The 23,343-nt window shown below is 57.2% G+C and carries 23 protein-coding genes; 8 read left to right on the forward strand and 15 right to left on the reverse strand.

What is annotated here, in order from left to right; translation table 11 throughout:
• Window positions 1-8 precede the first annotated feature (8 nt).
• The 4 genes from hmeg3_RS14410 to hmeg3_RS14425 are packed head-to-tail and all read left to right on the forward strand — an operon-like array spanning window position 9 to window position 4,365.
• Complete coding sequence (locus tag hmeg3_RS14410; RefSeq protein ID WP_094564335.1) at window positions 9-1,109, forward strand: ABC transporter ATP-binding protein; 1,101 nt, start codon at window positions 9-11, stop codon at window positions 1,107-1,109.
• 5 nt (window positions 1,110-1,114) lie between these two features.
• Complete coding sequence (locus hmeg3_RS14415; protein ID WP_085942288.1) at window positions 1,115-1,984, forward strand: ABC transporter permease; 870 nt, start codon at window positions 1,115-1,117, stop codon at window positions 1,982-1,984.
• Window positions 1,985-2,016: 32 nt separating this feature from the next.
• Complete coding sequence (locus tag hmeg3_RS14420) at window positions 2,017-2,895, forward strand: ABC transporter permease (RefSeq protein WP_007882376.1); 879 nt, start codon at window positions 2,017-2,019, stop codon at window positions 2,893-2,895.
• A 12-nt stretch (window positions 2,896-2,907) separates the two neighbouring features.
• The gene (locus hmeg3_RS14425; protein ID WP_094564336.1) at window positions 2,908-4,365 is read left to right on the forward strand and encodes a mannitol dehydrogenase family protein; all 1,458 of its coding nucleotides are present in this window, start codon (window positions 2,908-2,910) and stop codon (window positions 4,363-4,365) included.
• A gap of 36 nt (window positions 4,366-4,401) precedes the next feature.
• On the opposite strand, the gene hmeg3_RS14430 is transcribed toward hmeg3_RS14425, so the two are convergent.
• Window positions 4,402-5,292: an AraC family transcriptional regulator gene (locus hmeg3_RS14430; protein WP_094564337.1), complete on the reverse strand. Its 891-nt coding sequence runs from the start codon at window positions 5,290-5,292 to the stop codon at window positions 4,402-4,404.
• A gap of 149 nt (window positions 5,293-5,441) precedes the next feature.
• On the opposite strand from hmeg3_RS14430, the gene hmeg3_RS14435 reads away from it, so the two are divergent.
• Complete coding sequence (locus tag hmeg3_RS14435; protein ID WP_094564338.1) at window positions 5,442-6,197, forward strand: SDR family NAD(P)-dependent oxidoreductase; 756 nt, start codon at window positions 5,442-5,444, stop codon at window positions 6,195-6,197.
• A 451-nt stretch (window positions 6,198-6,648) separates the two neighbouring features.
• On the opposite strand, the gene hmeg3_RS14440 is transcribed toward hmeg3_RS14435, so the two are convergent.
• The 9 genes from hmeg3_RS14440 to hmeg3_RS14480 form a co-directional block, all read right to left on the reverse strand.
• Window positions 6,649-7,263 (reverse strand): alpha/beta hydrolase, encoded by a 615-nt coding sequence (locus hmeg3_RS14440; protein ID WP_094564339.1) that lies wholly within the window; start codon window positions 7,261-7,263, stop codon window positions 6,649-6,651.
• 1 nt (window position 7,264) lies between these two features.
• Window positions 7,265-8,125 (reverse strand): EAL domain-containing protein, encoded by an 861-nt coding sequence (locus tag hmeg3_RS14445; protein ID WP_094564340.1) that lies wholly within the window; start codon window positions 8,123-8,125, stop codon window positions 7,265-7,267.
• Between the two features lie 138 nt (window positions 8,126-8,263).
• Window positions 8,264-8,479 carry a molybdopterin-binding protein gene (locus tag hmeg3_RS14450; protein ID WP_007884497.1) on the reverse strand — a complete coding sequence of 72 codons (216 nt, stop codon included), beginning with the start codon at window positions 8,477-8,479 and terminating at the stop codon, window positions 8,264-8,266.
• 47 nt (window positions 8,480-8,526) lie between these two features.
• On the reverse strand, window positions 8,527-9,372 hold the full coding sequence (locus tag hmeg3_RS14455) for an ATP-binding cassette domain-containing protein (protein ID WP_369828890.1): 846 nt from the start codon (window positions 9,370-9,372) through the stop codon (window positions 8,527-8,529).
• A 14-nt stretch (window positions 9,373-9,386) separates the two neighbouring features.
• The gene (ssuC, locus tag hmeg3_RS14460) at window positions 9,387-10,247 is read right to left on the reverse strand and encodes an aliphatic sulfonate ABC transporter permease SsuC (RefSeq protein WP_094564341.1); all 861 of its coding nucleotides are present in this window, start codon (window positions 10,245-10,247) and stop codon (window positions 9,387-9,389) included.
• A gap of 9 nt (window positions 10,248-10,256) precedes the next feature.
• Entirely contained in the window at window positions 10,257-11,453 is a 1,197-nt protein-coding gene (gene ssuD, locus hmeg3_RS14465) for an FMNH2-dependent alkanesulfonate monooxygenase (protein WP_094564342.1), read from the reverse strand.
• Between the two features lie 65 nt (window positions 11,454-11,518).
• Window positions 11,519-12,487, reverse strand: coding sequence for a sulfonate ABC transporter substrate-binding protein (locus hmeg3_RS14470; protein WP_094564343.1), 969 nt, complete (start codon window positions 12,485-12,487; stop codon window positions 11,519-11,521).
• 115 nt (window positions 12,488-12,602) lie between these two features.
• Window positions 12,603-13,193, reverse strand: a complete 591-nt coding sequence (gene ssuE / locus hmeg3_RS14475; protein WP_094564344.1) for an NADPH-dependent FMN reductase — start codon at window positions 13,191-13,193, stop codon at window positions 12,603-12,605.
• A 94-nt stretch (window positions 13,194-13,287) separates the two neighbouring features.
• A complete protein-coding gene (locus hmeg3_RS14480; RefSeq protein WP_007878290.1) occupies window positions 13,288-14,301 on the reverse strand; it encodes a sulfate ABC transporter substrate-binding protein in 1,014 nt (337 codons plus the stop codon).
• A gap of 360 nt (window positions 14,302-14,661) precedes the next feature.
• On the opposite strand from hmeg3_RS14480, the gene hmeg3_RS14485 reads away from it, so the two are divergent.
• Entirely contained in the window at window positions 14,662-15,687 is a 1,026-nt protein-coding gene (locus hmeg3_RS14485) for an IS110 family transposase (protein WP_094562292.1), read from the forward strand.
• A gap of 557 nt (window positions 15,688-16,244) precedes the next feature.
• Entirely contained in the window at window positions 16,245-17,039 is a 795-nt protein-coding gene (locus hmeg3_RS14495) for an IclR family transcriptional regulator (RefSeq protein WP_094564346.1), read from the forward strand.
• 107 nt (window positions 17,040-17,146) lie between these two features.
• Here the strand turns inward: hmeg3_RS14495 and pbpG are convergent, their stop codons facing one another.
• The 3 genes from pbpG to hmeg3_RS14510 all read right to left on the reverse strand — a co-directional run bounded on the left by pbpG (window position 17,147) and on the right by hmeg3_RS14510 (window position 20,218).
• Window positions 17,147-18,265, reverse strand: a complete 1,119-nt coding sequence (gene pbpG, locus hmeg3_RS14500) for a D-alanyl-D-alanine endopeptidase (RefSeq protein ID WP_094564347.1) — start codon at window positions 18,263-18,265, stop codon at window positions 17,147-17,149.
• Window positions 18,266-18,408: 143 nt separating this feature from the next.
• Window positions 18,409-19,341, reverse strand: coding sequence for a DMT family transporter (locus tag hmeg3_RS14505; protein ID WP_094564348.1), 933 nt, complete (start codon window positions 19,339-19,341; stop codon window positions 18,409-18,411).
• A gap of 115 nt (window positions 19,342-19,456) precedes the next feature.
• Entirely contained in the window at window positions 19,457-20,218 is a 762-nt protein-coding gene (locus hmeg3_RS14510) for a class I SAM-dependent methyltransferase (RefSeq protein WP_094564349.1), read from the reverse strand.
• Window positions 20,219-20,382: 164 nt separating this feature from the next.
• On the opposite strand from hmeg3_RS14510, the gene hmeg3_RS14515 reads away from it, so the two are divergent.
• Window positions 20,383-21,177, forward strand: a complete 795-nt coding sequence (locus hmeg3_RS14515; RefSeq protein ID WP_094564350.1) for a helix-turn-helix transcriptional regulator — start codon at window positions 20,383-20,385, stop codon at window positions 21,175-21,177.
• A 23-nt stretch (window positions 21,178-21,200) separates the two neighbouring features.
• Here the strand turns inward: hmeg3_RS14515 and hmeg3_RS14520 are convergent, their stop codons facing one another.
• Window positions 21,201-22,127: a DMT family transporter gene (locus hmeg3_RS14520; RefSeq protein WP_232511649.1), complete on the reverse strand. Its 927-nt coding sequence runs from the start codon at window positions 22,125-22,127 to the stop codon at window positions 21,201-21,203.
• 97 nt (window positions 22,128-22,224) lie between these two features.
• Window positions 22,225-23,127, reverse strand: a complete 903-nt coding sequence (locus hmeg3_RS14525; protein ID WP_094564351.1) for a histone deacetylase — start codon at window positions 23,125-23,127, stop codon at window positions 22,225-22,227.
• Window positions 23,128-23,343: the final 216 nt, after the last annotated feature.

The raw sequence follows: 23,343 nt of genomic DNA on the forward strand, positions 1-23,343 counted from the left end.
AGGCAAGCATGAAACCTGACTTCAAGACATTGCGACTGGATCGCGTTACACGTCGCTTTGGCGGCACCGGAAAAACTACCGAAGCGCAGCAAGTCGCCGCACTTGATGGTTTGCAAATGGATATTGCGCGCGGCGAATTCATCGCCCTGCTCGGCCCTTCGGGCTGCGGCAAATCGACCGCGCTGAACTGCATCGCCGGCCTGCTGCCGCTGTCGGATGGCGGCATCTATCTTGACGATCACCGTATCGATACCTTGCCGCCTGAACAGCGCGGCTTCGGCATGGTGTTTCAGAATTACGCCCTGTTCCCGCACATGACGGTGGCCAAGAATGTCGGCTTCGGCCTGTTGATGCGCGGCGTGCCTGCCGCCGAGATCCAGACCCGCGTCAAACGCGCACTCGATCTGGTGCAACTGGCGCAACACATGAACAAGCTGCCCGGTCAGTTGTCCGGTGGCCAGCAGCAGCGCGTGGCGATCGCCCGCGCCATCGTCATCGAACCACCGCTGATCCTGATGGATGAGCCGCTGTCCAACCTCGACGCCAAACTGCGTCTGGAAATGCGCTCAGAGATCCGCCGCATCCATGGCGAACTAGGCCGCACCACCCTCTACGTCACCCACGATCAGGACGAAGCGCTGTCGCTGGCCGACCGCATCGTCGTCATGAAAGACGGCAAGGTGCAGCAGATCGGCACACCGCCGGAAGTCTACGGCCAACCGTCGAACCTGGCAGTCGCACGCTTCATGGGATATCGGAATGAGCTGGTGCTCGATGTCGTCGGTCAGGATGCGCAGACCGTCACCTTGGCCGGCCCCGGCGTCAATCTGATCGGCATTCCGAAGATGCGCCTGAACGGCCGCGCCGCCGTATCGATCCGTCCGGAAGAATTCAGCATCTGCGCCGATGGTACCTCGCCGGGCAACAGCATCAGCGCACGCGTGGAGTCGGTCGAATACTATGGCCGCGAATCGCTTTTCATGCTGCGCACGCAAGACAATACCCGTCTCTATGTCCGCGCGGAAGGCAAAGCCTCCCCGGGCGAAACCATCCGCGTGTCAGTTCCGGCCGACCGTGTGCTGGCTTATCCTTTTGAGCAGGTGGCATGATGCTGATGTCCTCTCAGACAGCCGGTTCGCGCTGGCGCGATCCCGCCATGTGGATGGCGGCGCCGGCGGTGATCTTCATGCTGGCGGTATTCGTCTATCCGTTCATTCACGGTTTGATCCTGTCGTTCCAGCCGCTGGAAGGCGGCATGCTGTCGAACTACATCAAGTTCTTCAGCACCGACAATCTGTGGATGACCATCGGCGTGACACTCAAGCTGGCCTTGCCGGCAACGCTGATCAACATCCTCATCGCCGTGCCCGTGGCCTATCGCCTGCGCCACAAGACGCCGTATCAAAAGATCGCCACCACCATCCTCGTGATCCCGATCACGCTGGGTACGGTGCTGATCGCCGAGGGCATGCTGACCTACTTCGGCCCCAAGGGCTGGTTCGCGCAGATCCTGCAGACGCTGCACATCTACGAAGGTGCGATCCGCCTGACGCACAACTATGCAGGTGTGGTGATCTCGCTGGTGATCTCGGGCTTTCCATTCGCCTTTTTGCTGATTCTGTCGTACATCACGGGCATCGATCCTGTGTTGCCGCGTGCCGCTGCGACGCTCGGCGCGACACCTTTCAATCAATTCCGTTACGTGATCTTCCCGCTGATCCTGCCGGGTCTGGCGATGGCGTTCTGCCTGTCGTTCGTGCAGGCGTTCTCGGTGTTTCCTTCGGCGGTGCTGCTGGGTTCACCAGCCGGTGCGACACGCGTGATTTCGATTGCGGCGTATGAAGCGGCGTTCGAGAACTATGACTATTCCATGGCGTCCGCAGTCGCAATGATCATGGGTGCGGTGCAACTGGGCGTGGTGGTGATCGTGCTCGGCGCACGCAATCTGTTCTATCGCGGCCCGGTCACCGGAGGTAAAGGTTAATCATGAATCAAGCAACGACAACTACTTCTCCCATGATGACTTCGCAATCAATCTCACGGCAGCCCGCACCGAAGCGCCGCACCCACTGGGCCAGTCGCGCCTGGAGCGGGCTGGTGGTCGGCCTGATGACCTTCTTCCTGATCAACGTCGGCCTGATGATTGCCTCGGTCGCCACCAATTCGGTTGCCAAGCGCTGGCTCGGCACCTGGCTGCCAAACGGCTGGACACTGGAATGGTATTCCGCCGCCTGGCAGGAATTCCAGCTTGGCGATGTGCTGCTGGTGACGATACAGGTGGTGCTGTCGGTGGTGGTGCTGTCGATCCTGATCGGCGTGCCGGCTGCATACACATTGGCACGCCGCAACTTCCGCGGCAAGAAACTGCTGACTGGCTTGTTCCTGCTGCCGCTGATGATTCCACCGATCACTTATGGTATTCCGCTGGCGACCTTGATGTATGAATTGCATCTGGCAGGCACGCTGCCCGGTGTGATTATCGCCAACCTGTTGCCGGCATTGCCGTTCGTGATTCTGGTGATGACGCCCTTCATCGAACAGATCGATCCGAATCTGGAATCGGCGGCACGCGTGTTCGGCGCACGTACCTTCACGATGTTCCGCCATGTGCTGGTGCCGCTGCTGGCACCAGGCATTCTGGCAGCCTCGCTGCTGGTGCTGGTGCGCACGATTGCGATGTTCGAGCTGACCTTCCTGACCGCCGGTGCGGATACGCAAACGCTGGTGGTGGCGCTGTATTACTCGGTGTTCGCAGCAGGCGTACGCGCTTCGCAATCGATCGATGCCATGGCGATGGTCTACATGATCGTCACGCTGATCTGGCTGCTGATCGCGATGCGCTTTGTCAGCCCGACGCAACTGGTGTCGCGCGTCAAAGAACATCCGCAAAACTGACGCAGGAAGACAATGAAGCTGAACAAGCAAACGCTGGCGCAAGCGAGCAAGCAGGCGACGCTGCCAACCTACGACAGAACCGCCCTGCTGCCAGGCATCGTGCATCTTGGACTGGGCGCCTTCCACCGCGCGCATCAGGCGGTTTATACCGACACGGTGCTGGCGGAAGGCGACCTGCGCTGGGGCATCGTCGGCGTGTCGCTGCGCAGCCCCGATACCCGCGATGCGCTGGCGCCGCAGGACAATCTCTATACATTGGGGATCAGAGGCGAAGGCGAACAACTGCGCATCATCGGCTCCATCACCGATACGCTGGTCGCGCCGGAATCGCCTGCCGCCGTGCTGGCGGCCATGAGCCATCCGCATTGCCATATCGTCAGTCTCACTGTGACGGAAAAAGGCTATTGCCACGATCCGGCGACCAACACACTGCGCTTTGATCATCCGGATATTGTTCATGACCTGGCGCACGTCGACGCACCGCACTCAGCCATCGGCTTCATCGTGCGTGCACTGGAGAAACGCCGTGACGCCGGGTTGCCTCCCTTCACCGTCCTCTCCTGCGACAACCTGCCGTCTAACGGCAATACCTCCCGCGCGCTGGTGTTGGCGTTTGCCGAGCGTGTCGATACGGAATTGTCGAAATGGATTTCGCAGCATGGCGCTTTCCCCAACTCGATGGTGGATCGCATCGTGCCAAAAACCACGGATGAAGACCGCACCGCCATCGCCGCCCGACTCACAGTCGACGATGCCTGGCCGGTCGTGACGGAGCCGTTCTCGCAGTGGGTGATCGAAGACCGTTTCGCAGGCCCGCGTCCGGCATGGGAACAGGCTGGCGCCACCATGGTCGACGAAGCAGAACCGTACGAACATGCCAAGCTGCGCATGCTCAACGGCAGCCACTCCAGCCTCGCCTATCTGGGTTCGCTGGCGGGTTATGTCACGGTCGATCAGGCGATCCGCGACGATGGTTTGCGCGGCTTCATCGAACGCATGATGACGGAAGAAATCGCCCCAACCTTGCAGCGTCCGGGATTGGATGACTACCGCGACGAACTGGTGGCACGCTTTCGCAACCCGGCGTTGAAACATCGCCTGCAGCAGATCGCCATGGACGGATCGCAAAAACTGCCGCAGCGTTTGCTCGGCACAATACGCGCGCGCCTCGATGCCGGTCTGCCCTGCGAGCGCCTGTGTTTTGCGGTAGCCGGCTGGATGCGCTATCTGCGCGCGGAAGATGAAGCTGGACGGGCGTATCCTATTTCGGATCCGCTTGCTGACACCTTACAAGCGGCAGCCGGTATAACGGATATCAGTCAGCGCGTCGATGCGCTGCTGGCGATTGAAGCGGTGTTCGGCAACGATCTCGCCATGCGGATTGAGTTTGTCTCCGTGGTGAAAGGCTTCCTGCGCAGGATCGAAGAGGAAGGCGTGTTGCAGGCGCTGAGCAAGATTCGCGGACGCTGATCACGGCAAAGCCGAAGTGCTTGCAGTTCTTACTCCTTAACCGGCAGCACGCACCCGGCTCTTCGCTTCCTCGGTATCCTTCACCGGCGGCAGGCCGAACATCCTGCCGTATTCCCGCGTGAACTGCGGCACGCTTTCATATCCAACTGCGAACGCGGCACTGCTCGCGCTCACGCCCTCCGACAACATCAAACGCCTCGCTTCGATCAGACGCAACTGTTTTTGAAATTGCAACGGCGATAGCGAGGTCACGCTGCGAAAATGCTGGTGAAACGACGACGGGCTCATCCCCGCCACGGCTGCCAGATGTTCCACCGGCAAGGGCTGTGCAAATCCGGTTCGCAGCACCTCAACCGCACGCGCCACCCGGCGCGCCTGACTGTCCGGCCATCCCAGATTACGAATCGCCGCGCCATGCTTGCCGGCCAGCAGCCAGTAGTGAAACTCCCGCACCAGTTGCGCATGCAACACCGGCAGCGAGGCCGGACGGTCAAGCAAACGCATCAGCCGCAATGCGGCATCGGACACTTCGCTATCGGTTGGATCGACACGCACCGGCCACGCGCCGTCTTCCTTGACGACATCCATCTGCATCGCCAGATCGGCGATGACTGCCGGGTCCAGCTCCATCACCAGAGACAGGTAAGGTGCAGCAAGGCTCGCGCGCGTGATCTGACTGACCGTCGGCACATCCGCCGTGATCAGCAGGGAATCCCCGGCGGAAAACGAAAAAGCCTGCGCGCCCATCGAGACATGCTTGCTTCCTTGCAAGACGAGACAAATCAATGGCCGTGAAATCGCATACAGGAGATCGCTGACCTCGGTTGCGCGCACGATCGTCAGCCCCGCAATGGGCGTCTGCGCCAGCCCGGCCCTGTCGGCATGGGACTCGGCATAGCGATGCACGGTAGTGAGTAAAGTGGTCATGCTGCAAGCCTACCTCGTCGTAGCCGAACGCGCATCCCATTTGGAGGATTAGGCAAGGAACGTCGAGTTTCCGGTAACCACACCCACTCCCCTGATCCGATACTGCGGCTTCCCATCCACGCAGCATCTCATCAGCAAGGACGCACATCATGTCTAAAATTACCCTCGTTACCGGCGCAAGCCGCGGCTTAGGCCGCAACACCGCATTGAGCATCGCACGCCACGGCGGCGACGTTATCGTGACCTACCAAAGCCGCAGCGAAGACGCTCAAGCCATCGTCGCCGAAATCCAGTCCATGGGCCGCAAGGCAGCCGCTCTCCAGCTCGACACCGGCAACGTCTCCACCTTCGACGCCTTCGCCGACCGCCTGCGCGGCACTCTGCGCGAAACATGGTCGCGCGATACCGTTGACCACATCGTCAACAACGCCGGCCATGGCGACTACGCCCTGATCGGCCAGACTACCGAAGCCCAGTTCGACGGCCTGGTCAACGTCCACTTCAAGGGTGTCTACTTCCTGACCCAGACCCTGCTGCCCCTGATTGCAGACGGCGGCCGCATCGTCAACCTGTCGTCGGGCCTGACCCGCACCTCCTTCCCCGGCTACGCCGCCTATGCAGCAGCCAAAGGCGCGGTAGAAGTACTCACCCGTTACATGGCAAAAGAACTCGGACCACGCGGCATTGCCGTCAACACAGTCGCACCCGGCGCCATCGAAACCGACTTCGGTGGCGGCGCCGTACGCGACAACCCGGACATCAACAAATTGTTTGCAGAAATGACAGCATTAGGTCGCGTCGGCCTGCCGGACGACATCGGGCCGATGATCGCGAGTTTGCTGTCGGAAGATAATCGCTGGGTGACCGCACAGCGGATTGAAGTGTCGGGTGGCCAGGGGATTTGAACGATTCGGATAACATAACTCCACTGTCCGTCGTCCCAGCGAACGCTGGGTTCCAGTGACGTCAGCGCGTCACTCCACCGTCGCAACGACGCTGGGTTCCAACTTTCGTTGGAACGACGAACCTAAAGAGACCAGAGAAGCTGGAAACACCTCCGTACCCTGGCGAGGCGAAGCGAGCCAGTCTCAAAGTCCGCTTGAGAGTAGCCGGTGACGGCAGGTGCAAATCGGAAAAAGAAGGGAAAAATGTCTGAGCGAAGCGAGTTGTTTTCCCTTCCCGATTTGTGCCTGACGGCACCGGGAACCCTCGAAGAGGGCTACGACCCAGCGGCCGCCTTCTTTTGCTTACTTTTCTTGGCGGAGCAAGAAAAGTGAGCGGCTGCCGGGCCGCCCCCGGCAAAGGTTGATCGAAGAAAGAAAGGAATCAACGACAAAAGTAGGAACCAGGAACAACTCAACCAGAAACAGAAGCGGAAGTAGAGAAAGGCGCAGAACGAGCAACCAACCGCCCCAACACCTCCTGCCCCTCAACCCAATCCCCCAACCCCGACTCCGAGTTGATATGTCCCACCTCCCCGGCATAAACAAACTCACTTCCCCACACACCTGCCCAGTACTGCGCACGCTCAGCAGTCATCCAGGGATCATCCCCGCTCCCCACCACAATCGACGGAAACGGCAACGCCACCTGAACCGAATCCGCTACAGAAAACTTGACCGGATCCGCCGGCGCCACCAGCAAAGCGCCTGCAATCAAACCGGCATCAGCAGCAGCCCGATACACCGTAGTAAGACAACCAAAGCTATGTGCAACAATCAGCGTCGGCCGCGCATCGCGCTGCAAGACGTCCAGCAAACGCTGCGACCACACCGGCAAATCCGGCGTATCCCAGCGATCTTGCTCGACACGCTCAAAGGAAGGATAAAGGCGCTGCCAGCGCGACTGCCAGTGGTCGGGCCCGCTGCCATGCAAGCCCGGGACGACCAGCACACGAAAATCAGCAAGGCGCGGCGAACTGCGCCGGTGCGCTTTGCCACTCTCCGATTGCACTGCTGTCGTCTCGCTCATATCAGGCCACCTTGATGTCGGAATGCGTGGTCGCCGAATGATGCCCGGCTGGCAATGCCAGCGTCGATTTCGGCGTATCCCACAGATAGCCCTGAGCATACACCGGCAGCGCAAGAGCTTGCCCGAACGCCTGCAGTTTGGTGAATACATCCGGATTTTCAACACGCTTGAAGACGACCCGGATATCTTGCTCACCGGCGATGCGCAAGAGCTTCTCCGTGCTTTGCTCGTCGACAATTTCACGCGCATCGACCTTGATGAGATCGGGCTTGACCTTGTCCAGCAAAACCAAGGCGTCGCGTGCATCGGCCGCACTGATGCCGAGCCTGAATCCATTGCGCCGGTAATTGTCCAGCACATAGTTCAGCAACCAACTCTGATTCTGCGTGACCACCGGCATTTGCAGAATGATCTGCTCGTGCGGCAACTCCAGCATGTTGAGAATGCGCCGGAAGGCAATACCGTGATTGCTGTCGACCGCCGCCAACAGACGCGCATGCACACTCAGATGGAGACTGACATTGTCCTCCACCTGGCGATAAAAATTGATGGAATGCAGCATGCGGCACAAACGATCCAGCTCGACCGATTCGTCATCGCTGGCGGCCTGATCGAGCAGGCGCCACAAGTGCAAACCGCTGTCGTCTTCCGAATAGCTGCGCGCGAATCCTTCGTGCGCGACGATAGCGGCGTCGGCAGTCGTCTTGCTGCCAAACGCACGTATCGGTTGGAAGGCGGACGTCAGCGTCGTATTGAAATACTTGCCTTGCGCCCGCCCGTCCGCATCCAGCCACACCCTGGACTCTTCCCTGACGGAGCCGTTAAGACGAGCAAGATATTTTTCCAGGGTTTGATACTTCATCAATGGCTCCAATGCAATAAGAGCGGCTAACAAAACGCCGCTGTCGGCGTTGCTTCTCCTAGCCGTACTTTCGTACTGTCTTCGTCGGCGCGCCTTGCCATCGGCGTTTTGTCAGCCGCTCTAAAGATGCAGCCAGAATCAGAGCTTGGCGATCGATACTTCGGTCGCCTTGACCAATGCAACGACTTCGCTGCCGATCACCAGACCCAGGTCTTTGACCGAGCGTGTGGTGATGACGGAGGTAACGATACCGGCTGGCGTCTCGACATCGACTTCAGAGACGACGGATCCCTCGATGATGGCTTTTACTTTGCCCTTGAATTGGTTACGGACGTTGATGGCTTGAATGGTCATGCTTTGCTCCTTGAGGGACTGCGGTTAAAAAATGAAAATGAGATAAATCAAATGGCCCACTGCACCTGGCTGACGCTCTTTTGCAATGAGATATCGCCGAGCGTGCTGTCCGGCGCGCTGGCCGGATGTTGCAGCACACGCGACAGAATCGCTTCTTCGATCTGGGCGAACGCGAGGTTGCCGCGTGCACGCGGACGTGGCAGGTCGATGGTCTGATCAAGCGTGATACGACCATCTTCGATCAGCACGACGCGGTCCGCCAGCGCGATCGCCTCCTGCACATCGTGGGTCACCAGCACGGCGGTGAAGCCGCGCTTTTGCCACAGCGATTCGATCAGTTGCTGCATCTCGATACGTGTGAGCGCATCCAGCGCGCCCAGGGGTTCATCGAGGAGCAACAGTTCCGGATCGTGCACCAGTGCGCGGGCCAGAGCCACGCGTTGACGCTGGCCGCCGGACAGCACGGCCGGCCACTCGCCGCCACGCTCTTCCAGACCGACCTGGCGCAAGGCTTGTGCCGCCGATGACAACGCCGATTTCGGCAAGCCGAGCGCGACGTTGTTCAGTACACGCTTCCATGGCAACAGGCGCGAGTCCTGAAACATGATGCGCGTCTCAGGTTGATGCCCGTCCTGGGCGAAGGCGATGTCGCCGCTGGAGGCAGTTTCCAGCTTGGCGATCAGACGCAGCAAGGTGCTCTTGCCACAACCGCTGCGACCGACGATGGCGACGAACTCGCCCGGCTTGACGTCGAGTTCAACTGACTTCAGCACTTCGCGGCCGCCGTAAGATTTGGACAGCGCCTTGGCCAGGACTCGAACCCCGCGCACTCCACGTACCTGGCGTTCAGCGGTGTTTTTAACTTCTGTCGTTTCCACGTGATTGTTTTGCATCATGTCACCCTCTTTCATTGGTAACCCGGATGCCAGCGCAACCAGAATTTTTCCAGGCCGCGCGCCAGCACGTCAGCCAGCTTGCCCAGCAAGGCGTAGAGCAGGATGCCGACCAGCACGACATCGGTCTGCAGGAACTCACGTGCATTCATGGTCATGTAACCGATGCCTGCCTGCGCCGAAATCGTTTCTGCCACGATCAGCAGAACCCATACCAAGCCCAGCGCAAAACGCACGCCGACCAGAATCGATGGCAACGCACCTGGCAGGATCACATCGCGGTACAGCGGCCAGCCGGACAAGCCATAACTCTTGGCCATTTCGATCAGGCCTTTGTCGACCGAGCGAATACCGTGAAAGGTGTTGAGATAGATCGGAAAAAACACGCCGACGGAAACCAGAAACAGCTTCGACATTTCATCAATACCGAACCACAGGATCACCAGCGGAATCAGCGCCAGTGCAGGAATATTGCGCACCATCTGCAAGGTGGTATCGAGCAAGGTTTCGGCCTGACGGAAGGTACCGGTCAACAGACCGAGCAACAAACCCAACCCGCCACCGACCGCAAAACCGGATGCCGCACGACCGGTGCTCACACCCAGATGAACCCACAGTTCACCCGTGACAGCGAGATGCCAGGCCGCACGCAAGACGGCGAACGGTTCCGGTAAGATACGGCTGGACAACCAGCCCGCTTGCGCAGCGATTTGCCAGAAGACGATCAGTCCGACCGGCAAAGCCCACGACGCCAGTTGCTTACCGGCGAAGCGGTCACCGCGTTCGGTCTTGCGTACCGATTTGGCTGGTGCGGAGACTGTCGCTGCCACCGCCACCGCATCCTGCACGCCTGAACTTGTGATGCCTGCACTCATGTCGATTCCTTAGCTTTCAGAGACGCGAAGTTCTTGCGACTCTTTCGTGGCCGGCGTTGCCTTGGGCGCAGACGGCACGTGGGTATTGGCCACAATTTCGCCGAAGGGGCCGGTGATGTTGAAGCCCGGCAGATCTTCTTTCTGCTTGCGCGGCAACAGCGGGAACACCAGTTCGGCAAAACGATAGGACTCTTCCAGATGCGGGTAGCCCGACAAGATGAAGGTGTCGACGCCCAGATCCGCGTATTCCTTCATGCGCGCGGCCACCGTCGGGCCGTCGCCGACCAGTGCCGTACCGGCACCGCCGCGCACCAGGCCGACACCTGCCCACAGGTTCGGGCTAACTTCGAGTTTGTCGCGTCTGCCGCCATGCAGCGCAGCCATGCGGCGCTGACCTTCCGAGTCCATCTTGGCGAACGACTTCTGCGCCTTTTCGATGGTTTCGTCATCGAGCTTGCTGATCAGTTCATCCGCAGCGCGCCATGCGGCTTCATTGGTTTCGCGCACGATGACATGGAAGCGAATGCCGAAGCGTAATTTGCGGCCGGCCTTTTCGGCGCGGGCGCGCACCTTGGCGATTTTTTCGGCAACGGCTGCTGGTGGTTCCCCCCAGGTCAGATACACATCGACTTGCTCTGCCGCCAGGTCGATGGCCTCGTCCGACGAGCCGCCGAAATACAGAGGTGGATACGGCGTCTGGATCGGCGGGTAAATAGCCTTGGCACCCTTGACGCTCAGATGCTTGCCTTCAAAATTGGTCTCTTCGCCGGTGTGGGTCTTGGTCAAGACTTCACGCCAGATCTTGAGGAATTCGTCAGAGATTTCGTAACGTTCCTTGTGCGTGCCGAAGATACCGTCACTCTCTTGCTCCGCCGGGTCGCCACCGGTGACGACATTGACCAGCAGACGTCCGCCGGACAGACGGTCGAAGGTCGCGGCCATGCGTGCGGACAAGGTCGGCGCGCTCAGGCCTGGACGCACTGCGACCAGAAATTTCAGTTGTTTGGTTTCTGCAATCAGGCTCGACGCCGTCACCCAGGCGTCTTCACAGGATCGCCCTGTCGGCAGCAGCACGCCGTCGTAGCCGAGCGTATCGGCGGCGACTGCGACTTGTTTCAGATAGTCGTGGCTGACGCGGCGGCCGCCTTCTGACGTACCGAGATAACGGCTGTCGCCATGGGTGGGAAGAAACCAGAAAACGTTCATTGCAGACTCCAATCAGTAAATTCGTATTTGCACCACGCTCCGGAGAGCGCGGTGCAAGGATGCTGTTACTTCAGCACCGCTTCCTTGACGTTCAGTTTTTTCGGGATCAGCTTCAGCTCGAAGAAAGCGTCAGCGATGCGTTGCTGCTCTTCCAGCACCTTGGCGTCGACCGGCTTGAAGATGTGCTCGTAGCGCTTCAGGCTGACTTCGATCACGTCGGCGTCCAGACCTTGAATCGGCGCCAGCTGTGCTGCGGCTTCCTTGGTGTTGGCGCGAATCCATTGACCTTCTTTGGTGATTTCCTCCAACAGCACTTTGAGGATCTCGCCGTTCTTTTCAGCAAACGGACGCGCGCTCAGGAAGAACTGGTGGTGGCTGACTGCGCCGACACCTGTGGCCAGACGGCGTGCACCGATTTGCTTTTCGGCAGCGGCCTGGAACGGATCCCAGATTGCCCATGCATCAACCGCGCCTTTTTCAAATGCAGCGCGCGCATCGGCGGGCGCCAGGTAGACCGGCTGGATATCGCTGTATGTGAGACCGGCTTTCTTCAGCAAGGCCACGACCAGCCAATGCACGTCGGAACCTTTGTTGAAGGCGATCTTCTTACCCTTGAGTTCGGCGACGGTTTTGATCGGCGAATCTTTTTGCACCAGCAAACCTTCAGCATTCGGTGTCGGAATTTCATAGGCGGTGTAGACAAAGTTGGCGCCCGCTGCCTGCGCGAATACCGGTGGCGCTTCGCCGACATAGCCGAAGTCAACCGAGCCGACGTTCAATGCTTCCAGCAATTGCGGGCCTGCGGCGAATTCGGCCCACTTCACGTCCACGCCTTGCGCTTGCAGACGCTTTTCCAATGCGCCGTGCGCCTTGAGCAGCACCAATGTGCTGGCGGCTTTTTGATAGCCGATACGCAAGACGGGCTTGGACTGTGCCGAAGCGACATTGCCGAAGCCAACAGCAGTTACAGCGACGGTCAAGGCCGAAAACAGGCCAAGAACGCGGCGTCTGGAAAAATATTGTTGTGTGCTCATGTTGTTTCCCGAATGTTTTTTGGCGTAACAAGATCCCTCCGCGTTGCTGTGCATGTCGCGGATAGTGGAATGTTCTGGTTAAAAGTGAAGCGCTGGGTGCTGCTAAATGCCGCGTCTAAACGCTACATCGGATCTGCGAAAACGGAACATCGGTGAATTCTCCCGGTGCGGTCTTGTGCAGAGCAATCAGGCTGCTCGACAGTTGTTCGACACCTTCCTGGACGCGCGCAATGATCGGCGCGTCGAGCACCAGGCCATCCTGATCCGACCACACCACCTGCGCTTCTGTTGCGTAGATGCTTGGCAAGACATGCTTGGGATTCAACGACGACAACACCGGGCGCAACGCATAGTCGAGCGCCAGCATGTGCGACTGGCTGCCACCGGTCGCCAGCGGCAACACCAGCTTGTTGGTCAGGCCGAATTGCGGCAGCAAATCGAGGAAGGCTTTCAGCGCGCCGCTATACGCTGCTTTATAGACGGGCGTAGCGACGACAACAGCGGAAGCTTCTTCGACACGGGCCAACGCAGCCTTGATTTCAGGATCGTTGAAATCGGCGCGGATCAGCGCCTGCCCCGGCAAGTCGCGCACATCCAGTTTGGAATAGCGATGTCCCAATGCTGCCAGCTTGTCGCCGACGTGATGCAGCAAGCGCGTGGAACGGGATGGTGCGGATGGACTACCGGCCAGCAAAAGAATCGTCATGTTGAAAGCTCTAAGGATGAATCTCGGTGAAGACTCCGAAAGCCGCTATCAGGCTTCCGGATTCATGCATTGAACTGCTTGAATTACTTCTGCATCACTTCTTATTCGGCACGTACAGCTGATCGAAGCTGCCGCCATCAGAGAAGTGATCCTTCTGCGCCTTTTGCCAGCCGCCGAATGTATTGTCGACCGTGATCAGGTTGACCTTCGGATATTGTGAAGCGTACTTCGCAGCGATCTTGGGGTTGATCGGACGGTAGTAGTTCTTGGCGATGATTTCCTGGCCTTCATCGGAATACAGATGCTTCAGATATTCTTCAGCGACCTTGCGGGTGCCGCGACGATCAACGACTTTGTCGACCACGGCAACAGGCGGTTCAGCCAGGATGGAGATCGATGGTGTGATGACGTCGAACTTGTCCGGGCCCCATTCCTTGAGCGAGATCAGCGCTTCGTTTTCCCATGCCAGCAGGACGTCGCCCAGGCCGCGTTCAACGAAGCTGATGGTGGCGCCGCGTGCGCCGGAATCCAGCACCGGCACGTTCTTGAACAGTTTGGAGATGTAGTCGCGTGCTGCTGCGTCATTGCCGCCCTTCTTCAAGGCGTAGGCCCATGCCGCCAGGTAGTTCCAGCGTGCGCCGCCGGAAGTCTTCGGATTTGGCGTGATCACCGACACACCCGGCTTGATCAGATCATCCCAATCCTTGATGTGCTTTGGATTGCCCTTGCGCACCAGGAACACGATGGTCGAGGTGTACGGCGAGCTATTGTGATCGAGACGCTTTTGCCAGTCTGCCGGCAACAGCTTGGCCTTTTCGGAGATTTCGTCGATGTCGTAAGCCAGCGCCAGTGTGACGACGTCGGCGTCGATCCCGTCAATGACCGAGCGGCCTTGCTTACCCGAACCACCGTGGGATGCCTTGATGGTGACGTTGTCGCCGGTCTTGGCTTTCCAGTACTTGGCGAAGGCCTTGTTGTAGTCCGCGTAGAGTTCGCGAGTCGGGTCGTACGATACGTTCAGCAACGAGATATCTGCGGCGTGCGCCAGCGGCACGACCTGCGAAAACAAGGCTGCCACCGCAACCGACTTGATAAACTTTTTCAACATGATCTGCATCCCTCTTGGTTCAGTTTTGTTCTGGAGGTCACAGATTAATGAGTGGGCAAGAAAAAACGAACGAATACTTTCTTCTCTCAATATGCGAAAAACAGATATGCAATCGCAATGCCGCTGAATATAGAGCAGGCCTGTTCATATCAAATTCGCATAAGGGAATCACCGGGAGCAATATAGCGGTGGATATGGCGGCTGGCTGGAGGTTGGCGCTGGCTGGGTCTGATGCCGATGATGTTGCTTCACCAAGCTCTGATCCTGAATATAGATATTTTGTTGATTTACTGAGATGGACCCGACACCACCAATAGGATCAAACTAAGGTTTCATCCAATTTAAGTGTGGAGGTGTGTCATGGATATAGACATTCTCGGAATTGACTTGGCTAAACGGGTGTTCCAGTTGCATGGTGCGGATCGCGGTGGTTCTGCAAAGTACGGCGCTAAAGTAATGCGCGCGGAGCTTCTGGCTACCGTGCGCAAGCTGGCACCTCGAATTGTGGCCATGGAAGCGTGTAGTTCAGCCCATTACTGGGGGCGGCGTTTCAAGGAGCTTGGTATTGAAGTCAGGCTGATCAGCCCGCAATATGTCAGCCCCTTCGTCAAGACCAACAAGAACGATGCCAACGATGCCGCGGCCATCGTTGAAGCCGCCAGCCGACCGACCATGCGCTTTGTACCGGTAAAGTCCGTCGAGCAGCAAGACATGAGAGCCGTTCATCGCGTACGTGAATTGCTGGTGCATCAGCGTACCGCCATGATCAATCAAGTCAGAGGCTTACTCGGCGAACGAGGCGTGATCATTGCACAGACACCTGCGGCATTCAAACGTGCAGTACCTGTCGCGCTGGCCCAGTGCGAGGGCGATATGACGAGTACCTTCCAAGCTATTTTGATCGAGCTGCTGGAACAAATGCGTGTCCTGGAAGAACGTATTGCACGTACCAATCAATGGATCGCTGCATTCATGAAGCATTCTGTGTTGTGCCAGAAGATTCAGGCAATCGATGGCGTGGGGCCGATTACCGCGACGGCGATGGTCGCAGCCGTGGGCGATGCGAAGGAATTCAAAAACGGCAGGCATCTGTCTGCGTGGCTCGGTCTGGTCCCGCGTCAGTACTCCTCCGGCGGCAAGTCTCGCCTGCAAGGAATCAGCAAGCGCGGCGACACGTACTTGCGAACGCTGTTGATTCATGGCGCCCGGGTCGTATTGCGCTACGCGATCGGCAAAGCCGATGCGCGCAGCCGATGGTTACAAGATTTGATCGCACGACGAGGTTATAACCGGGCGGCCGTTGCGCTAGCAAATAAGAACGCGCGCGTGATTCAAGTGTTGTTGAGCCATCCGGATAGTTATCGCTTATCGGACAGGCCTGTTTGATAAGCTCGATTTGTTGTGGTCTGGGGAGGAAATAGACCGATCTCTTGTTTTGCGAAGCTTCTTAGAGTGATGACGAAACTGGTAAGACCGATACCCACAAACCTGCTTTCGATGCGGACTGTCTTTAGGGACAAGCCGAAGATTTGCTAAGGAATGGGTGTGCGAATCTCATCAAGGCTGCGGGCAGATATTTGACATTAGCCCACGAGCAAGCCGGATACATGCACGCAAACTGTTTCAACGTTACAAAAAGAACTTGCAAAAGGTGTCGGGTCCATACATGCGTCGAAAACTGTCCGCACCCCCGATCGGGCAAAATTCGGTGCAATTCAACAAACTATGGCAATAACGATCGCTCTTCAGGTGAGGCTGGCAATCAAAGATGATGGAAGCACCTCATTGCGAGGATGGCCGCTGGCGCATATCAAGAGACCACTTCATTTGCCGCAGGTAAAACTACTGGAAACGCTCGTAAAACGCTTCATCGTAGCGCACCGCCTTCTGCTCTGTTTCACAATGTGGTATAAAGAACCTATTGCAATGCATCAAACACTGATATGAAAAAAGAAGCCCAAGACGAGACAGGCGCGATATCGATTCAGGTCATTGAGCGCATGGTGTCTCTGCTGGACGCTCTGGCAATGTATCCGGATCCGGTCAGTCTGAAGGAATTGTCGGCTGCGACCAAGCTGCACCCATCAACCGCTCACCGCATCCTCAACGATCTGGTGGTGAAGCGCTTCGTCGACCGCTCCGAGCCGGGCACGTATCGCCTTGGCATGCGCCTGCTGGAGCTGGGTAATATCGTCAAGAGCCGCCTGAGCGTGCGTGAAGCGGCGCTCGACTTCATGCGCGCCCTGCACCGCAAGACGCATCAAACAATCAACTTGTCGGTCCGTCAGAGCGATGAGATCGTGTACATCGACCGCTCTTTCTCCGAACGTTCAGGCATGCAGGTGGTGCGCGCCATCGGTGGCCGTGCGCCACTGCATCTGACGTCGACCGGCAAGCTGTTCCTGTCGATTGACGATCCCAAGGCAGTACGCGCTTATGCGACCCGTACCGGATTGGCCGGACACAACAAGAATTCGATCACCGATCTCAGCAAGCTGGAACGCGAACTGAGCATGGTGCGCGCGCTTGGCTACGCACGCGACAATGAAGAGCTGGAACTGGGTGTACGCTGCATGGCAGCCGGCATCCGCGACGACTCCGGCAAGCTGGTGGCAGGCCTGTCGATCTCAGCCCCCGCAGATCGCTTGCAGGAAGACTGGGTGGAAGATCTGATCACGACGGCGGCGCAGATTTCTTCTGCGCTGGGTTTTGTGAGTCAGCAGGATGGCGCAGTTTAATCACATGGATTAGTCCTGAAACGGGCAATAAAAAAGGCGAACCTCAGTTCGCCTTTTTTATTTGTTCGGCTATCTCTGATATCAGAGATAGCCGACTTGATCTGAAATCAACCTTCGTCTGCACGTCCGCCACGCAGATTCACGCGGGTCAGATTTTGCGGACCTTGTTCGGACAACCATTTGCGCATACGTGCGGCATCGCCGACGTGCGACAGCTTGCCCTTGGAATCGAGGAACACCATCACAACCGAACGGCCTTCGATCTTGGTCAGCATGACCAGGCAATGACCCGCTTCGTTGATGTAACCGGTTTTTTGCAGACCGATGTCCCAATCCTTGCTGGCGACCAGACGATTGGAGCTGGCGTATTGCAGAGCGTGGCCGCTAGGCTCGACCATGTACTTGGCATCGGTTGAGTATTGGCGGATGACAGGATAGTTATAGGCAGCGACCACCAGTTTGGCGAGGTCACGTGCGCTGGCAACGTTGTTGCTGGACAGGCCGGTCGAATCAACGTAGTGCGTATCCATCATGCCCAGCGAGCGCGCCTTGGCGTTCATTGCGGCAACGAATGCCGGCAGACCGCCCGGATAGTTGCGGCCCAGTGCTGATGCCGCGCGGTTTTCGGAACTCATCAGCGCGATGTGCAGCATATCGTCACGCGACAATTGCGCACCGACGCGCAGACGGGAGCTGCTGTGTTTTTGACGATCGACGTCATCATCGGTGACGGTCAATATCTCTTCCATGTTCTGACGCGCTTCGACCACGACCAGCGATGTCATCAGCTTGGTCACCGAAGCGATCGGCAAGGCAACGGAGGAATTTTTTTCAAACAGGACTTGCGAACTGGCCTGATCGATTACCAGTGCAACGTTGGAACGCAGCGCCAGCGGATCTTGCGTCAGGTTCAGACCGGCCATGTCGCCGGCAGTCATCACCGGCGGAACAACCGGTACGGTCGGCATCGCGGCAACACGCTGATAAACGACGCGGCGCTTGCCGTGTACGTAAGCAACTTTTTTGACGAGTTTTTCGCGGTGATCGAGGGAAGCTTGAGGGGCGGCGCGCTTGGGAGCGGCTTGTCGTCTGACGACGACTTTCTTGACTACGGTCTTTTTAGCTGCAGTTTTCTTGGTATTGGCCGACGTTTGGGCCTGTGCGGGAGAAATGCCTGCCACCACGAAAAGTAGCGTAGTAACGACAGCTAGCGCAGATTTAAGCATTGGTGAACCTCCCCCTGATTGATACATACAAGAAACTGTTGGCAGTGTAGCAAATCAAGGAAAAATCGCAAGATAATTAGGTAGTTAGCGCAACTATTTAAACAACTTTCTTCAATAATGCGCTTTTTTTACTTTTTAGAAACCTACGCGACTTTTTTTTGTGTCGCGATACCCCTGTAATTTGCTATAACCAGACCCGCCAGTACAAAAATAAAACCCAAAGCATGATACCAGTGTAACGTCTCTCCGAGGCACGCCATCGCGATAACAGACGCAAATACCGGTACCAGATGAACGCATTGAGATGCTCTGACGGAGCCGATACGATCTATGCCGTAATTGCATACCAGCGTTGCCAGAATGCTGGGAAACACCGCCAGATAAAAAACACCGATCAAACTGCTTTGATTGAGCGGTATAACGAACGCCTGCCCGCCTCCGTTGACGAGCATCAGAAAAGTTAATGCGATCAGTCCGATCACACCCGTCACCCACAGATAAGCGAAGCTCGGCAAGGCGCGTGGACGTCGCGGCAACAGCAGTAAATAGAGACTCCACATCACCATCGCAACCAGCATCCAGCCGTCGCCGCGATTGAGTTGAAAATCTGCCAGACCGCCGAACGAACCGTGACTGATAATCATCGCCACGCCGTAGAGAGAGACGAACACGCCGGCCAACTCCAATCGTCCCGGGCGACGCCGATGCAGCAATACAGAAAGCAGCAGCGTCCAGACTGGAATTGACGAGTTGAGCAAAGCGGCATTAGTCGCGCTGGTGAAGTGCAAGGCGCCGAAAATGAGTGCGTTGTACAAGCCCGTGCCGAGTAAAGCCAACAAGGTCAGCAGCGGCAGCGCAGCGCGGATTGCCTGCCAATGGCGCACTACGTCGCGCAGCACAAACGGCGCCAGGATCACAAGGATCAACACCCAGCGCCAGAATGCCAGCGCCATCGGTGCAACTTGCTGATTGAGGGCTTTGCCGACCAGCATATTGCCGGCCCAGAACAGCGCTGCCGTGGCGAGCGCCAGAACGGCGAGGAAGCTGGATGAGCTGGATGAGCGCGGAGCGTTCATAGGCTGGCGAAGACTGGCGTGAGAAGAAATACCGCCAGCTTAAGCGCCGCCTCATCCTTGGTCTAATATATTATTGAGACAGATTTAAGTCGTAGTTTATATTATTTACCAAACGTCACTTTTTGATCGCTTCGATCAGCACGGTATCGATGTCGAAAGAATAATCCTCACTGACATGGAAATAATCCCGCACCTCGGCAGGCGCAGCACGCCACAGCGACTGAATCGCGGTGATGTGTTGGGGCGAAGTGCGCATGCGCGCCACCCACGAAGAGAACTCCAGCGTGAGCTTCCAGCTCTTGGAAAACTCCACTTGCAAACCAGTCTGAGCAATCAGCTTCTTCCACGACGACATGCTGACATTGCGCACATGTGAGGTATCGCGCAACAGTTCGATCGCCTGCACGTAGGTATCGGCCAACACGTCTGCCGGCGCAGCAGTGTCGATCACGATGAAACGACCGCCCTGCTTCAGTACCCGCGCAGCTTCTTTCAAGGCTTTCGGCAAATTACGCCAGTGATGCGCGCTGAAACGTGTACAGACGACATCAAACGTTGCATCGGCAAACGGCAGGCTGTCGGCGCTGCCTTGCTGGATTTCGATGTTCGGCAACTTACGGTCTTCTGCCGCGATGCGCACGACTTCCAGCATCTGTGCCGACAAGTCGTAAGCAACGACTTGTGCCGCAAACGGCGCGACGGCAAAGCTGGCATGGCCGCCACCACAGCCAAGATCCAGCACGCGCGCTTGCGGATAGGCCGCAGCGTAGGCAGCGAGATCTTGCAGATCTGCACCTTGGGCGTGGACGGCACTGGTCAGATACGACGCTGCGGTGGTACCGAATTGTTCTGAGATCACTTGGTTATGGCTACGCATTCCTGGCTCCTGATGGGTAAGAGAGTTAATAACAACGGCTGGGAAGTGCTAGTCTAGCGATCTCCTATTCTGGTACAAGTTCAGTGTTTATACTATTATCAAAAGCAATAGTCTTGACGGACTGACTACTACCCTGACGCCTCACGCCGCCCTATCCGTAGACCATGCAAAACGAAGACATCAAACGCAAAGCACTCGGCGAATTCATCAAATCACAACGCGAGCAAACCTCGCCGGCGCTGGCCGGCCTCAGTCATTTGTCGCATGGCACACGCCGTCGTACGCCGGGCCTGCGCCGTGAAGAAGTGGCACAACTGTGCGGCATCAGCGTGACCTGGTACACCTGGATAGAACAAGGACGAACCGACTCGATATCGCCGCAAGCCTTGTCGCGTATTGCCGACGCGCTGCATCTGCCGCGCGCCAAGCGCGCTTATCTGTTTGAGTTGGCGGAAAAGAAAGACCCCGTGCATCAGAATGACCACGCTGAAATCGTGGCGCCGGAAATCCTGGATGTGGTGCGCAATTTTCGCCAGCCTGCTTACGTGCTGGATCGCTATTGGAATGCGCTGGCCTGCAATGTGCCTGCAAAGAATTTATTCACCGGCTGGCTGAGCCCGAAAAGTGAAAACAGCAACCTGCTCTATTTCACCTTCTGTACAACAGCCTCGCAGGATTTGATTACGGATTGGGAGCAACGGGCGCGTCGTCTGGTTGGCGAATTTCGCGCTGATTGTGGACAATATCTGGATGATCCACAGATCAAAAAAATGGTCGAAGAACTCTCTTCACGCAGCAGTCTGTTCAAGCGCGCATGGAGTTTGCAGGACGTGGTGGAACGTGAAGGCGGCGAGCGCTTATTCCAGCATCCTGTGCGCGGGACGTTGAAATATCAGCAAGTGAATTTTCGTGTAGCAAACCGGCCGGACCTCAAACTGATTACGCTGATGCCGACCTGATTCTGCGGCGCTTCAGGATCGCCTCATTTCCTGACAACGAAGGCGACACCGATCACGGCCACCACCATGCCGGCAATACCCACCATGCTGAATGCCTCGCCAAACATCAGCCAAGCCATCACCGCTGTAGTTGGCGGCGTCAGATAAAGCAGACTGGTAACTTGCGTTGCCGCGCTACTACGGATCAAGGCGAACAAGAGGAAGATCGCACCGATCGACAAAGCAAAAATCGACCACAGCAAGGCGCCGATGAAATGCGACGTCCACGTGACCGTATGCAGATCAAAACTGAAATCCTCCACGAAAAACGCGAACGGCAACAACACCAGCGCGGAGGCAATGAATTGAATGATGGTGCCGGTACGCAAATCGAAGTGCGCGCAAAATCGTTTTTGATACAAGGTGCCGATCGTGATGGTTACCAGCGCCATCACGCATAACCAGATCGCCGTCCATGACAGGCCGATCAGTGAAATCTTGTTGGCGACCACCAAGCCCACGCCGCACAAGCCCAGTCCCAGACCCAACCACTGCCGCCCTTTGACGCGCTCCCCCACGAACGGTGCAGCGAAGGCCGTCAGGACCGGCTGCAAGCCTACGATCAATGCACTGAGTCCGGCGGGCATGCCAAGCTTGATCGCCGTCCAGACGCCTCCCAGATAGGCCGCATGCAGAAGCATGCCGGAAATTGCGATATGCATAGCCTGCCTGCCGCGCGGCCACGGCGCACGCAACACCCACACCAGCGGCAGCAAGAACAACAACACGCCAATGAAGCGCAGTATCAAAAATGTCAGCGGCGGTGCATAAGGCAGCCCGAACTTGGCGACAATGAAGCCGGTGCTCCAGATCAGCACAAATGCCAGCGGCACGAGATTGAGCAACTGAGGATGCCAGGAACGATCTTCCTGCTTGGGATCGGACTGGTTACCGGTGGTGACGCGAATCATGATTGTCCAAAACGACTGCCTGATGTCTCCGCCGGATCGCACGCATGTGATTCCAAGACGACCTGTCTGTCATTGTCATGAAACCAGCACGGCGCGATCAACGCCAGTCGGCAGCATATCGACTGGCAAGCGTAATTGTTTGTATGTGAACGGCGACGGTGTCTTCGATGTTTTTTCCGTAACCGCCCGCCATCGTAACCGCGATCGGAATTTTTTGCTGGCGTCCCAGTTCGAAGACCAGCTTGTCGCGCTCGGCCAGGCCTGCCAGACTCAGCTTCATGCGGCCAAGCCTGTCGCCCTCATGCGGGTCGGCCCCCGCCAGATAGATGATCAATTGTGGATCAAAACGTCCCATCAATTGACTCAATGCGCCTTGCAACGCCGATAGATATTCAACATCGGTCACGCCGTCCGGCAAAGCGACATCGAGATCACTTTGTTCTTTTTCGAAGGGATAGTTGCGCTCGCCATGCAATGACAACGTGAAAACGGAATCGTCATCGGCAAGAATCGATGCCGTGCCATTACCCTGATGCACATCAAGGTCAACGATCGCGACGCGAGACACGCGACGCTCAGCCTGCATCAGACGCGATGCCACAGCAGCATCGTTGAAGACGCAAAAACCGGCGCCGTGATCTGCATAGGCGTGATGCGTACCGCCAGCCAGATTGACGGAGATGCCCTGCTCTATTGCACTGCGACATGCGGCGATGGTCGCACCCGCCGACCGCCGGGAACGCTCGACCATTTCAGGCGACCAGGGAAAGCCGATTTCTTTTTGTGCACGGTCGGATAACTGCCCACGTGACACCAACTCAACATACTTCGGATGATGAGCAAGAGCGAGCACGCCATCGCTGGCAGCAACCGCTTCATGAAATTCCAGATCAGGTACAGCATTGGCCGCTCCCTCACGAATCATGCGGTATTTCGCCATCGGGAAGCGATGACCGGCGGGTAGCGGCAGGACAAAATGGTCGCTATAAAACGCTCTCAAAACAGCCTTCTTTCTCTCAAAAAAACCGACGCGGAAGTATGTGTGTTGACTTAAAAAAACAGCTGACAATCTTTTTAAAAATCGCCAACAAAAAATATTGACTTGTAAATATTTTCACCTAAAATCCTAATTGTGCACCGCACAAATTCAGTTTCCAACAATACGTGTGCATGTTCCCTGAACCCTTCATTCTATTTTTTAATCGAACCAAAGGAC

This window comes from Herbaspirillum sp. meg3, from assembly GCF_002257565.1.
Taxonomy (GTDB): domain Bacteria; phylum Pseudomonadota; class Gammaproteobacteria; order Burkholderiales; family Burkholderiaceae_D; genus Herbaspirillum.